This window comes from Riemerella columbina (assembly GCF_030517065.1).
GTDB lineage: Bacteria > Bacteroidota > Bacteroidia > Flavobacteriales > Weeksellaceae > Riemerella > Riemerella columbina_A.
Window position 1 is genome coordinate 1,664,684 of sequence record NZ_CP103950.1, and the last position, 13,843, is coordinate 1,678,526.

Genomic DNA, 13,843 nt, shown 5'->3' on the forward strand with positions numbered 1-13,843 from the left:
AAAGCCTTAACCTCAGCAATGCCCACAGCTTTGGTTTATGCCTCTTCATCCAACCAATGGTCTTCCTCAAAGGAGATATTGTCATCTGCCAAAAGGCGAGCCTCACGCTCCAAAGATTCTTTGATGGTAAAGGTGGTATCGCTATCAATATCTTGTCGCGCCAAACGCACGGTAGAGTCTTTATCTATCGCCACAAACCTATTGGCTAAGCGGCGTGCAGCGTATTTTCTAAACCCTGATGCGTGCAGAATGTCCACACCCATATTCACCGCCGTTTCCAAAGTTTCTCTATAAATATGCTCCACGCCATCATTGATGAATTCATAGGCGTCAAAACGGTTTCTGGCTCTCACAAATATTTTAAGATGCGGGAAATGCCGCTTGGCGAGTTGGATCAAGAATTTATTCCCCTCGGGGTCATCTAAGCACAGCACCAAAATCTCCGCTTGCTCGGCACCTGCCACCCGTAGAATTTCCAAGCGGCGGGCATCGCCATAATACACCTGAAAGCCCTGTTGCCGAAGAATATTCACCCTGTTAGAATCATTATCGAGAATGGTTGCCTTAACCCCACTGATTTTCAATAAACGCCCTACGGTACTTCCAAAATGCCCAAAACCCACGATGATAATTTTCTTCTGCCTGAGTTGTTCCAAATTAAAATCCGTAGTGTCTTCCTCTTGTTTGACATTGAAATTAGGGGCTATAATCCTCTCATTCAGTAGCAATAGAAAAGGTGTGCTCATCATAGAAATCGCCACAACGGAGACCATTTGCGAGCTTTCCACATCGGTTAATAGGTATAATTTTGTGGCAAAAGTGATGATGACAAATGCAAACTCTCCAACCTGAGACATTCCAAAAGCATAGAGGAAATTTTGGTCGTTGCTCATCTTAAATAAACGCCCTACCACAAAGAGTACCAAGAACTTAACTATGATAATCATCATCACCATTGAAAAGATGAACATAGGATCTTGGCGGATTATATCAAAATTGATGGTAGAGCCCACGCTCACAAAAAACACTGCCAACAGCAATCCTTTGAAGGGGTCTATCTGGCTCTCCAATTCGTGTCTGAACTCGCTATTCGCTAACATAACACCAGCCAAAAAAGCCCCTAATGCTGGGCTTAGCCCTGCGATAATCATCAGTTCTGATACGCCCACAAGTAGGAATAAGGAAGAGGCTGTAAGGAGCTCATTCATTCCGCTGCGGGAGACATAGCGGAGGAACGGCACGAACACATATCGCCCCAAAAGAATCAGCACACCCACACCTAATATCACGGAAAAAGGCTGCAGCCAATCGGGAAGATAGGTGATCAAAAGGGCTTCGTTCTCTGATTGTCCAGATGCCGAGAGCATCGGCAAGAGTGCCAGTATCGGGATTACGGCAATATCTTGAAATAATAAAGTAGAAAATGAGGCTTCGCCAGAAACGGTATTAAAGAGGTTCTTTTCTTTTAAAGTTTGTAGAACGATGGCTGTGGAGGACATCGCGAAAGCCAAGGAAATCACCAAATTAGGTGTGGTAGCCCAACCTGAAGCATAGAGAATCAGATAAACCAGCGTAAAGGTCAGCGCCAATTGCGAAAAGCCTAAGCCTAAAATGCTCCGCCGCATCGCCCAAAATTTACGCGGTTCCAACTCTAAACCAATGATAAAGAGCAACATCACCACGCCAAATTCTGTGCTATGCATCACATCTTGGGCATTTCCTGTTAGTTTCAAAACAAAAGGTCCCACCAAAATCCCACCAATAATGTAGCCAATAACCGAGCTAAACCCCAATTTCCGCACGATAGGCACCAAAGTGATGGCAGCGCCCAAATAAACTAAAGCTATCGTAAATATCCCCTCCGACATTTCAATTAGAATTTATAAATTGTTGAATTAAAGTTTTTACCTCACCCACATAGTGCTGATCTTTCTGTTTGGCGGTATAAATGGGAATCATCCTCTCCACGCGCACGCCCGTCAGTTCCAAGCTCTTTGCCAACGGCGCCAAATAGTTTTCTAATGGATATTGGTACATCCCTTCTGGACTAAACGCCGCCTCCGAGCCGCCCGTGGTCACCACAATCAGGGCGCGTTTGTCTTTCAGCGGACTATCTTGAAGTTTGTTCAGCCAGCGCATATCTAAAACCTCGCTGAGCCATAAGCTAAGCAAAGGCGGCACACTCAACCATATCAAAGGGAAATGAAACACAATTTTATCATAAGCTTTTATCCGCTTGCGCTCCCCTAAACGCCGCAATGTGGAAGTCTGGGTATTCCTCATATAAATCTCGGAATGTGAGTCCCTCCACCCCTTGATAAACCTCTATCACTTGGGCGTTAAACACCGAATGTTCCAAAAAAGGATGGGCAAAAAGCACTAATGTTTTTTTCAAGAATCAATATTTTGCGTAAAGATATAAAAATAAATTGAGCACGCCAATAGCCTGCCTTTCATCAGAAGATAAAAATGGGGGGGGGGGTTCTTTTTATTGAAGCCTGCATCGGAATTTTTCATTGAGAAAAAAAGGCTTATCTTTGCGGCTTGATAACAAGAGTGGCTTGTTGCTTTGTGCCAGACACAAAGAGGAAAGTCCGGACACCATAGGGCAGCATAGCGGCTAACCGCCGTCCGTAGTGATACGAGGACCAGTGCAACAGAAAGCAAGTACAGTTAGGCTGTAGTGAAATCAGGTAAACTCTATGCGGTGCAATGCTAAGTATATCGGCAACCAAGGGTAGCCCGCCCAATGCCGAGGGGTAAGCAGCTCAAGCAAGGCAGCAATGCCTCTGCGTAGATAAATAACAAGCACCCCTTTTGGGGTACAGAATCCGGCTTATAGCTTTTGTTATCTTTTAACCAAAAACCACCGAAACGCTATGTAACGGTGGTTTTTATTTTTATTGATGCCTTGCCAATTTTATAAGCCTACCAATACGGGACAATGGTCAGAATGGTAAACCTCGCTGAGGATCACACCTCTTTTTAAGCGTTCTTTGAGGGATTCTGCCACAAAATGGTAATCCAAACGCCAGCCTTTGTTCCTCGCTCTGGCATTCTGCCGATAACTCCACCACGAATAATGGTTGGGTTCATCATTAAAAAATCTAAAACTGTCAATCAGCCCACATTCTGCCATAAAGTCTGTCATCCACTGGCGTTCTATGGGTAAAAAGCCCGAAACATTTTTCAGTCGCACAGGATCGTGGATATCTATCGCTTGGTGACAAATATTAAAATCCCCAGAGATAATGAGGTTGGGAATGCTTTTTCTTAAAGTTTTGATGTAGTCCAAAAAGTCATAACAAAACTGCATTTTAAAATCCAAGCGCTCTATATTAGATGCCGAAGGCACATAAACGGAAATCACGGAGCAATCCTCAAAATCGGCGCGGATAATTCTACCTTCCCTATCGTAAGCGTCTATACCGCAACCGTATTCTATACGTTTCGGCTCTATTTTCGCGGCGATGCCTACACCGCTGTAACCTTTTCTCTCCGCTGAAAACCAATAATTATGGTAGCCTGCCTCTTCTATTTTGGTGGTTTCTATTTGCTCTGGGCTGGCTTTGCTCTCTTGAAAACAAATGACCTCTGGCGCCGCTATGGTCAGCCAATCTAAAAGTCCTTTATTAAAAGCTGCACGGATGCCATTAACATTATAAGATATAATCTGCATAGTGGATGTCTTATGGTTTATACTGAAGGCGTTATGGTGCTGAAGTCCATTTCTTCTTTAATCTCCTTGATGAGTTGCTCCATTTCTGCCAAACTTAGAATTTCTAAAAAGCGCTTGCGGTATTCCTTAAAGTGGGGAATGCCTCGGAAATAGTTGCTGTAATGTTGCCTCATTTCTATCAAGCCTAAGCGCTCGCCTTTCCATTCGGCACTCCACTCCGCATGGTGCCTTACGGCGGTCAGGCGGTCTGCCATAGTAGGCGGCGGTAGCAACTCCCCCGTAGCGAAGAAATGTTTGATTTCGTTAAAAATCCAAGGGTAGCCAATGGCAGCACGCCCTATCATCACGCCATCGCAAGCATATTTTTGTCTATACTCCAAAGCTTTTTGAGGCGAATCTATATCGCCATTACCAAAGATTGGAATTTCTATATTAGGGTTTTGTTTGATGCGCGAGATGTGCTCCCAATCAGCCTCGCCTTTGTACATTTGGGCGCGCGTTCTGGCGTGGATGGTCAAGGCTTTGATGCCTGTTTCTTGCAAGCGTTCTGCCACTTCATCAATGTTGATGTGCTCCGTATCCCAACCGAGGCGGGTTTTAACCGTGACTGGCAAATGCGTGGAGCTGACCACCGCTTTGGTGAGCCTCACCATTAAATCTATATCTTTGAGCACGCCTGCCCCAGCGCCCTTAGACACCACTTTTTTAACAGGACAGCCAAAGTTGATGTCTACCAAATCGGGGGCTACGGTTTCTACAATCTTGGCAGAGAGGGACATCGCTTCCTCATCGCCTCCAAAAATCTGAATGCCGACAGGTCTTTCGTAATCAAAAATGTCTAATTTCTGTTTAGATTTTATGGCATCTCTGATCAACCCCTCTGAGGAGATGAACTCCGAGTACATCATATCTGCGCCCTGTTGCTTGCACAACCGCCGAAATGGGGGGTCGCTCACATCTTCCATAGGTGCCAGCAATAGCGGAAATTCTGGCAATTCTATACGCCCTATTTTTATCATTCTGCAAAGATATGATTTTTTACGCTTTTCTTTGTGCAACTAAATATTTCTATAAATAAAAGTGTATTTCCACAAAAATATCCAAAAAAAATTCTCAGCCCTGTGAGGACTGAGAATTTTTTTAAATATAAAGTGATAAGGTCTTACGCTTGTGGGGCATTGTTACCGCCAAGAACGAAAGGCTCTACTTCTTTAATTTCTCCAAACTGTTGCTCGTAGTTTGCAATGTTTTGCTGAAGCGCGTTAAGCACTCTCTTAGCATGTAGCGGTGCTAAGATCACTCTTGATCTTACTTTAGCTTGCTGTACTCCTGGCATAAGCTGGATAAAGTCTAATACAAACTCTGATGGCGAGTGGTTAACTAATGCTAAATTAGCATAAACACCTGCTGCTACTACTTCATTCAATTCAATGTTGATGTTGTTTGGATCTTGGTTTTGATTGTTGTCCATAATTTTATTTTTTAATTTTGAAAATTTGAAAGGCTAAAAATACAAATATTCTTTAACCTTTCAAACTTTCGGGTTATTATTTTAGTTTAAATCTTCAAACTCTTTGTTAGAGCCTACGATAAAGCTCTGATAATCTTTAAGTCCCGTACCTGCAGGAATTCTGTGTCCTACGATAACATTTTCTTTAAGACCGTTCAGTGCATCTACCTTACCAGATACTGCTGCCTCGTTAAGCACCTTCGTGGTTTCTTGGAACGATGCTGCCGACATAAACGACTTGGTCTGCAATGCCGCTCTGGTAATCCCTTGTAATACAGGATGTGCCGTTGCAGTAAGCGCCTCACGAACTTCTACCAGTTTCAGATCTTCACGCTTCAGCTTAGAGTTTTCATCTCTCAACTCTCTTGCTGTAATCATTTGACCAGCTTTCAGTTCTTGAGAGTCTCCAGGGTCGGTTACGACTTTCATTCCGAATACTCTTTCGTTTTCTTGGATGAAGTCTAACTTGTGCTCTAAGCTGCCTTCTAAGAATTGAGTATCACCACCATCTACAATTTCTACTTTGGTCATCATCTGTCTTACAATGATTTCAAAGTGTTTGTCATCAATTTTTACCCCTTGTAGACGGTAAACTTCCTGAATTTCATTCACCAAATACTCTTGTACGGCGGTAGGGCCTTTAATCGCTAAGATGTCGTTCGGCGTAACAGAACCATCAGAAAGTGGTGCTCCCGCCTTCACGAAGTCGTTTTCTTGAACCAAAATCTGGTTAGATAGTTTAACGAGATATTTCTTAATTTCTCCCGTTTTAGACTCCACGATGAGCTCACGGTTACCTCTCTTGATTTTACCGTAAGATACCACCCCATCAATCTCCGTTACTACGGCAGGGTTAGAAGGGTTTCTGGCTTCAAAGAGTTCGGTTACCCTTGGAAGACCACCAGTGATATCCCCTGCTTTCGCTGATTTTCTTGGGATTTTAATCAAGATTTTACCTGCTTTAATCTTCTCGCCATCGTTAACCATTAAGTGGGCGCCCACTGGCAAGTTGTAAGATTTCTGCTCTACGCCTTTGGAATCTACCACTCTAAGTGTAGGTACGGCTTTTTTATTTCTTGATTCGGAGATTACTTTTTCCTCAAATCCTGTTTGTTCATCAATTTCAAGTTGGAAAGATACCCCTTTAATGATGTCTTCGTACTCTACTTTACCTGAAGTTTCGGCAATAATTACCGCGTTATAAGGATCCCACTTCGCAATGAGGTCTCCTTTTTTCACTTTGTCCCCAGGTTTTACAGATAAGATGGAACCATAAGGTACATTCGCAACCATAATTGGTGTTCTGTTGGCATTATCTGCTACCAAACGGAATTCCGTAGAACGCGATACCACGATTTCTGCCTTGTTGCCTTCTTCGTCTTCGGAAGTAATGGTTCTTACCTCGTCCATCTCCACGATACCATCTCTTTTGGCAACGATGGAAGGATTTTCTGAGACATTCCCCGCAGTACCCCCTTGGTGGAAGGTTCTCAAAGTCAGCTGAGTACCAGGCTCCCCAATGGATTGTGCCGCGATAACGCCCACAGCTTCTCCCATATGGATCATCTTGCCAGTGGCTAAGTTTCTACCGTAACACTTAGCACAGATGCCTCGCTTAGACTCACAAGTGAGCGGCGAACGAACTTCCACAGATTCTATACCTGCGTCTTCTATTTTCTTCGCTAAATCTTCATCAATTAGGGCATCTGCCTCTACGATGATGTTATCGTTTTCTGGGTCATAAATATCGTGAAGAGAAATTCTACCTAAAATTCTTTCAGATAGTTTTTCTACAATTTCATCATTTTTCTTAAGCGGCGTTACTTCTACACCTCTTAGTGTACCACAGTCATCTTCGGTAATGATGACATCTTGTGCCACATCCACCAATCTTCTGGTGAGGTACCCCGCATCTGCCGTTTTAAGGGCGGTATCCGCAAGACCTTTACGCGCACCGTGGGTAGAGATAAAGTACTCCAAGATGGAAAGCCCCTCTTTAAAGTTGGCTACAATAGGGTTTTCAATAATCTCTGCCCCTACGGAACCTGCTTTTTGAGGTTTTGCCATCAAACCACGCATCCCTGAAAGCTGGCGGATCTGCTCTTTGGAACCCCTCGCTCCAGAATCCAACATCATATATACCGAGTTGAAGCCGCCTTGGTCGGTTTTCATTCGGCTCATAATCATCTCGGTGAGGTTGGCATTGGTATTGGTCCAGACATCAATCACTTGGTTATAACGCTCTGTATCTGTGATAAGCCCCATATTATAGTTGGCTTTAATCTCATCTACGCTCTCTACGGCATTACCAATCATTGTTCTTTTTTCTTCTGGCACCACAATATCTGCAAGGCTGAAGGAAAGACCACCTTTAAAGGCGTTGGTATAACCTAAATCTTTCATTCTATCCAAGAATTTAACCGTGGTTGGGAAGTCGGTTTCTGCCAAGATTTTACCGATGACATTTCTCAATGATTTCTTCGTTAAAAGCTCATTGATGTATCCGATTTCTTCTGGTACAATTTGGTTAAATAAAATTCTACCTACAGTGGTTTCTATGAGTTTGGTTACTAAAATACCGTTCTCTTTTACTGGGAGTTTACACTTCACTTTGGCATTGAGGGAAGCTCTACCTTCGTTGTAAGCAATTTCTGCTTCTTCTGGAGAGTAGAATACCAGCCCTTCGCCTTTCACCTTGTGGTCTTCGGTAGAGTGGGCTTCTTTAGTCATAAAATAAAGCCCCAATACCATGTCCTGAGATGGTACCGTAATTGGCGAGCCGTTGGCAGGGTTCAAAATGTTCTGAGAACCGAGCATCAAAAGTTGTGCTTCCAAAATCGCCTCTGGCCCGAGTGGCAAGTGCACCGCCATCTGGTCACCATCGAAGTCGGCGTTAAAAGCCGTGGTTACCAATGGGTGGAGCTGGATGGCTTTCCCTTCGATCATCTTTGGTTGGAACGCTTGGATCCCCAAACGGTGGAGGGTAGGCGCTCTGTTGAGAAGTACGGGGTGTCCTTTCATTACATTTTCAAGGATGTCGTACACCACAGGTTCTTTTCTATCGATGATTCTCTTTGCCGATTTTACAGTTTTTACAATCCCTCTTTCAATCAATTTTCTGATGATAAATGGTTTGTAAAGTTCGGCGGCCATATCTTTAGGGATACCGCATTCGTGGAGTTCCAAAGTTGGTCCTACCACAATTACGGAACGCGCAGAGTAGTCCACCCTTTTCCCTAAGAGGTTCTGACGGAAACGCCCTTGTTTTCCTTTTAAAGAATCGGATAATGATTTTAATGGTCTGTTGCTCTCGGATTTTACCGCTGATGATTTTCTGGTGTTATCAAATAATGAATCTACCGCTTCTTGAAGCATACGCTTCTCGTTTCTTAAAATCACCTCTGGGGCTTTGATTTCAAGAAGTCTTTTCAGACGGTTGTTTCTAATGATGACTCTTCGGTATAGGTCATTTAAATCCGAAGTGGCGAAACGCCCACCATCTAACGGCACCAATGGTCTAAGCTCTGGCGGGATTACCGGTAGCACACGCATCACCATCCACTCTGGGCGGTTGATCATACGGGTGTTGGCATCTCTAAGGGCTTCTACCACGGAGAGTCTTTTGAGGGCTTCGGTTCTTCTTTGTTTAGAAGTTTCGTTGTGTGCCTTGTGTCTTAAATCATAAGAGAGTTGGTCTAAATCAATTCTTCTAAGAAGCTCCTCTATGGCTTCTGCACCCATTTTAGCTACAAACTTGTTAGGGTCAGAATCATCAAGGTATTGGTTTTCTACTGGCAGGGTTTCTAAAATGTCTAAATATTCTTCTTCTGTTAAGAATTCCATTTCTTCAAAATCAGAACCGTCTGCTTTTTTAGCGATACCTTGTTGGATAACGACATATCTTTCATAATAGATAATCATATCCAATTTTTTAGATGGTAATCCTAAAAGATAACCTATTTTGTTTGGTAAAGAGCGGAAATACCAAATATGTGCTACTGGCACCACCAAGTTGATATGCCCGATGCGCTCTCTACGCACTTTTTTCTCTGTCACCTCTACCCCACAGCGGTCACACACGATACCTTTGTAACGGATACGTTTGTATTTTCCGCAGGCACATTCGTAATCCTTAACGGGACCGAATATTTTCTCGCAGAAAAGTCCATCCCTTTCTGGTTTGTGGGTACGGTAGTTGATCGTTTCTGGTTTTAGAACCTCTCCTCTTGATTCTTGTAAAATAGACTCTGGTGAGGCTAAACCGATTGAGATTTTATTAAATCTACTTGTTTTATTTTTATTTGACATTAGTTTAGATTTTAGATTTTTAGACTTTCAAATTCGAAAAAATTATTCTTCAAGTCTTACATCAAGTCCAAGTCCTTGTAGCTCATGTAGCAATACATTGAAAGATTCTGGAATGCCTGGTTCTGGCATCGCTTCGCCTTTGGCTATTGCTTCATAAGTTTTGGCTCTACCTACCACATCATCAGACTTCACGGTCAAGATTTCTCTCAAGATGTTGGAGGCTCCGAAGGCTTCTAATGCCCACACCTCCATCTCTCCGAAACGCTGACCACCAAACTGAGCTTTACCACCTAATGGCTGTTGCGTGATGAGTGAGTATGGTCCGATAGAACGCGCGTGCATCTTATCATCTACCATGTGGCCTAATTTCAGCATATAGATTACCCCCACTGTGGCTGGTTGCGTAAAGCGCTCCCCTGTACCACCATCGTAAAGGTAGGTATTTCCGTAGATTGGCAAGCCTGCTTTCTCTGTATATTCGGTAATTTGGTCTAATTTAGCCCCATCGAAAATTGGTGTGGCAAATTTAAGTCCTAATTGTTTACCAGCCCAACCGAGCACCGTTTCGTAAATCTGTCCGATGTTCATACGAGAAGGTACCCCAAGTGGGTTAAGCACGATGTCTACTGGTGTTCCATCTTCTAAGAATGGCATATCTTCTTCGCGCACGATACGAGAGACAATCCCTTTGTTACCGTGGCGCCCTGCCATTTTGTCCCCTACATTGAGTTTACGCTTCTTCGCGATGTACACTTTCGCTAATTTGATGATACCTGCTGGTAGTTCATCACCGATAGAAATGGCGTATTTCTCACGGTTTTTATAACTCTGTAGGTCGTTGTATTTGATTTTATAGTTATGAATCAATTGTTTAATCAATTCATTTTTGTCTGCATCTACTGTCCAGTCTGAACCGCTAACATTCATATAATCTTCCACCGATTGGAGGAGTCTCATTGTGAATTTAGCTCCTTTGGCAATGATTTCTTCGCCTAAATCGTTTTTAACGCCTTGGGAAGTTTTACCATTAACGATGGTGTTCAACTTTTCTAAAAGGATGCTTCTAAGTTCGTTAAACTTAGCTCTATAAGTGGTTTCTACCTCTTCCAGCTTGATTTTCTCTTCGTTTCTCTTCTTCTTATCTTTGATGTTTCTGGAGAAGAGTTTTTTATCAATCACCACACCTCTTAGAGAAGAATCGGCTTTTAGGGAAGCGTCTTTCACATCTCCTGCTTTATCTCCGAAGATGGCTCTCAAGAGTTTTTCTTCTGGTGTAGGGTCAGACTCTCCTTTAGGGGTAATTTTACCGATGAGGATGTCCCCAGGTTTTACCTCTGCCCCAATTCTAATCATACCATTTTCATCTAAATCCTTAGTGGCATCTTCAGAAATATTAGGAATATCTGCGGTGAGTTCTTCCATACCCAATTTGGTATCTCTCACTTCAAGAGAGTACTCATCTACATGGATAGAGGTGAACCAGTCCTCGCGCACCACTTTTTCATTGATTACGATGGCATCCTCAAAGTTATAACCCTTCCATGGCATAAACGCTACCACCAAGTTTCTACCTAAAGCCAACTCGCCTTTTTCTGTGGCATAGCCATCACAAAGCACCTGTCCCTTCTCTACTCTATCTCCCGCTCTTACGATTGGTTTTAGAGTAATGGTGGTGGATTGGTTGGTTTTTCTAAACTTGGTTAAGTGGTAAGTTTTGGTTGCAGAATCAAAGTTGATGATATCTTCATCCTCCGTTCTATCGTACTTAATGACGATTTTTTCTGCATCTACATACTCTACCACCCCTGAGCCTTCCGCATTGATGAGGATTCTGGAATCTTTAGCCACTTGCTTTTCTAAACCAGTTCCTACAATTGGCGCTTGTGGTTTCAATAAAGGTACCGCCTGGCGCATCATGTTAGATCCCATGAGGGCACGGTTCGCATCATCGTGTTCCAAGAACGGAATAAGCGAAGCGGAAATCCCCGAAATTTGGTTAGGGGCTACATCTATTAAATCCACTTGCTCTGGCTCTACCACAGGATAATCCCCATCTAAACGGGCGATGATTCTGTCGGTTTCAAAGGTGCCATCTTCTGCCAACTCCACATTCGCTTGGGCAATGATTTTAGATTCTTCATCTTCAGCATTGAGGAAAATAGGCGCTGCAGATAAGTCCACTTTACCATTTTCTACCTTGCGGTATGGGGTTTCTATAAATCCTAAATTGTTGATTTTAGCATAAAGTCCCAAAGAGGAAATCAAACCGATGTTTGGTCCTTCTGGTGTTTCAATAGGACAAATTCTTCCGTAGTGCGTATGGTGAACATCTCGCACCTCAAAACCTGCTCTCTCTCTGGAAAGACCACCAGGTCCTAATGCGGATAATCTTCGTTTATGGGTTACCTCTGATAGTGGGTTGGTTTGATCCATAAACTGAGAAAGTTGGTTGGTCCCGAAGAAAGAGTTGATAACCGAAGTTAAGGTCTTCGCATTCACCAAATCTGTTGGACTAAACAACTCATTATCACGAACATTCATCCGCTCACGAATGGTTCTGGCGATACGGGAAAGCCCTACACCAAACTGCCCTGCCAATTGCTCTCCTACGGTTCTAATTCTTCTGTTCGATAAGTGGTCAATATCATCCACCTCGGCTTTAGAGTTGGCTAACTCAATCAGGTGCTTAACAATGCTGATAATGTCTTCTTTGGTTAATACCTGTACGCTTTCATCTACATTAAGTCCTAATTTTTTATTCAATCTGTAACGGCCTACCTCGCCCAAAGAATATCTTTGTTCCGAGAAGAAGAGTTTATCAATAATCCCTCTTGCGGTTTCTTCATCTGGTGGGTCGGCGTTTCTTAACTGACGATAGATGTACTCTACCGCTTCTTTTTCTGAGTTGGTAGGGTCTTTCTGTAATGTATTTTGGATGATGGAGAATTCTTTGGTATTTTCATTGTGGATAAGAATGGTCTTCACCCCAGATTCTAAAATTAAATCTAAGTGCTCCTTCTCTAATACCGTTTCTCTATCTAATATAATTTCGTTTCTTTCTACAGATACCACCTCGCCAGTATCTTCATCTACGAAGTCTTCAAACCAAGTGTTCAATACTCTGGCGGCTAAGGTTCTCCCCTCTACTTTTTTAAGAGCAGCTTTAGAAACTTTAACCTCTTCTGCCAAGTCAAAAATCTGAAGGATTTCTTTATCAGACTCGTAGCCAATGGCTCTAAGTAGCGTGGTGAGTGGTAATTTCTTCTTACGGTCTATATAAGCGTACATCACGCTGTTGATATCCGTTGTGAATTCCATCCAAGAGCCTTTGAAAGGGATAATTCTTGAATAGTAAAGTTTGGTTCCGTTGGCGTGGTAAGTTTGCCCGAAGAATACCCCTGGCGATCTGTGTAATTGTGTAACCACCACACGCTCTGCACCGTTGATAATGAACGAGCCTGAAGGCGTCATATAAGGTACAGTTCCCAAATAAACATCTTGGATAACGGTTTGGAAATCATCATATTCTGGATCTGTACAGTAGAGCTTTAGTCTTGCTTTTAAAGGTACAGAGTAAGTAAGCCCACGCTCCACACATTCTTCAATAGAATAGCGCGGTGAGTCTACCAAATAATCTAAAAATTCTAATACAAACTGGTTGCGAGAGTCTGTAATTGGGAAATTTTCTTGGAAGGTTTTGTAGAGCCCTTCGTGTACTCTTTGCTCCGGAAGTGTGTCTAATTGGAAGAACTCCTTGAAGGATTGTAGCTGAATATCCAGAAAGTCTGGCGTTTCAATTCTTCCTTTCGCAGACGAGAAATTGATTCTTTGATTTTCCTGAGTTTTGTTTGTCGTCTTTGATTTACTCATAAAACTTTAGAAGATTGTAGTTAAAAATATTTTGTTACTTTTTTTAAAAATATCAGAAAGTAGTGAGGGAGCAAGTGGACAGGAAAAATAGAGTTACCTATTAGATTCTTTAAAGCCCTTTTGGATTGCTCTCAAAACTTTCTAACTGCAACTCCGGTATATCTTTTCACGGCGTAGTGCAAAATATTTTTAGATTCACCCGAAACAGCAAGACCTCAAAATACAACACACCAAAACCCTAACCCATTAAGGGATAGAGCTTTACATTTCAGTATTATATTTAAAAGTCTTTTTTGTTCAAAATGAAGTGCAAATATACAACATTTTATAGGGAAATGCAAATCCTTTTCTTATTGAGCGGTTATCAATATAATCAGTCGCTCTCTATTTTAGATAGAATTATCAAGATTATTTCTCAAAAAAAGCGGAAAAATTTTAACTTGCATCGCATTTGTGAGGATTATTTTCCAAAAAAA

Annotated in this window: 8 protein-coding genes and 1 other RNA gene; 1 reads left to right on the forward strand and 8 read right to left on the reverse strand. The window is 42.5% G+C overall.

The genetic code is table 11. From position 1 onward, the window contains the following. Nucleotides 1-35 precede the first annotated feature (35 nt). From NYR17_RS07885 to NYR17_RS07895, 3 genes are read right to left on the reverse strand one after another with little or no spacing between them, the layout of a single operon-like run. Nucleotides 36-1,868, reverse strand: coding sequence for a monovalent cation:proton antiporter-2 (CPA2) family protein (locus NYR17_RS07885; protein ID WP_302505175.1), 1,833 nt, complete (start codon nucleotides 1,866-1,868; stop codon nucleotides 36-38). A 1-nt stretch (nucleotide 1,869) separates the two neighbouring features. After that, complete coding sequence (locus NYR17_RS07890) at nucleotides 1,870-2,211, reverse strand: NAD(P)H-dependent oxidoreductase (RefSeq protein WP_302505176.1); 342 nt, start codon at nucleotides 2,209-2,211, stop codon at nucleotides 1,870-1,872. A 7-nt stretch (nucleotides 2,212-2,218) separates the two neighbouring features. Continuing rightward, complete coding sequence (locus NYR17_RS07895; protein ID WP_302505177.1) at nucleotides 2,219-2,395, reverse strand: hypothetical protein; 177 nt, start codon at nucleotides 2,393-2,395, stop codon at nucleotides 2,219-2,221. Nucleotides 2,396-2,548: 153 nt separating this feature from the next. On the opposite strand from NYR17_RS07895, the gene rnpB reads away from it, so the two are divergent. Then, an RNA gene (rnpB, locus tag NYR17_RS07900) (RNase P RNA component class A) lies at nucleotides 2,549-2,855 on the forward strand. A 65-nt stretch (nucleotides 2,856-2,920) separates the two neighbouring features. Here the strand turns inward: rnpB and xth are convergent. The 5 genes from xth to rpoB all read right to left on the reverse strand — a co-directional run bounded on the left by xth (nucleotide 2,921) and on the right by rpoB (nucleotide 13,367). Then, nucleotides 2,921-3,679: an exodeoxyribonuclease III gene (gene xth / locus NYR17_RS07905; RefSeq protein ID WP_302505178.1), complete on the reverse strand. Its 759-nt coding sequence runs from the start codon at nucleotides 3,677-3,679 to the stop codon at nucleotides 2,921-2,923. Between the two features lie 17 nt (nucleotides 3,680-3,696). Beyond that, complete coding sequence (gene dusB / locus NYR17_RS07910) at nucleotides 3,697-4,698, reverse strand: tRNA dihydrouridine synthase DusB (RefSeq protein WP_302505179.1); 1,002 nt, start codon at nucleotides 4,696-4,698, stop codon at nucleotides 3,697-3,699. A 143-nt stretch (nucleotides 4,699-4,841) separates the two neighbouring features. Next, nucleotides 4,842-5,150, reverse strand: coding sequence for a DUF3467 domain-containing protein (locus NYR17_RS07915; protein ID WP_302505180.1), 309 nt, complete (start codon nucleotides 5,148-5,150; stop codon nucleotides 4,842-4,844). Nucleotides 5,151-5,231: 81 nt separating this feature from the next. Further along, entirely contained in the window at nucleotides 5,232-9,497 is a 4,266-nt protein-coding gene (rpoC, locus tag NYR17_RS07920) for a DNA-directed RNA polymerase subunit beta' (protein WP_302505181.1), read from the reverse strand. Nucleotides 9,498-9,539: 42 nt separating this feature from the next. Further along, nucleotides 9,540-13,367 (reverse strand): DNA-directed RNA polymerase subunit beta, encoded by a 3,828-nt coding sequence (gene rpoB / locus NYR17_RS07925; RefSeq protein ID WP_302505182.1) that lies wholly within the window; start codon nucleotides 13,365-13,367, stop codon nucleotides 9,540-9,542. Nucleotides 13,368-13,843: the final 476 nt, after the last annotated feature.

What these genes read in the sequence shown, in the direction of transcription:
- dusB (WP_302505179.1), bottom strand. Translation starts at nt 4,698, where the DNA reads ATGATAAAAATAGGGCGTATAGAATTGCCAGAATTTCCGCTATTGCTG.
- NYR17_RS07915 (WP_302505180.1), bottom strand. Translation starts at nt 5,150, where the DNA reads ATGGACAACAATCAAAACCAAGATCCAAACAACATCAACATTGAATTG.
- NYR17_RS07885 (WP_302505175.1), bottom strand. Translation starts at nt 1,868, where the DNA reads ATGTCGGAGGGGATATTTACGATAGCTTTAGTTTATTTGGGCGCTGCC.
- rpoC (WP_302505181.1), bottom strand. Translation starts at nt 9,497, where the DNA reads ATGTCAAATAAAAATAAAACAAGTAGATTTAATAAAATCTCAATCGGT.
- xth (WP_302505178.1), bottom strand. Translation starts at nt 3,679, where the DNA reads ATGCAGATTATATCTTATAATGTTAATGGCATCCGTGCAGCTTTTAAT.
- rpoB (WP_302505182.1), bottom strand. Translation starts at nt 13,367, where the DNA reads ATGAGTAAATCAAAGACGACAAACAAAACTCAGGAAAATCAAAGAATC.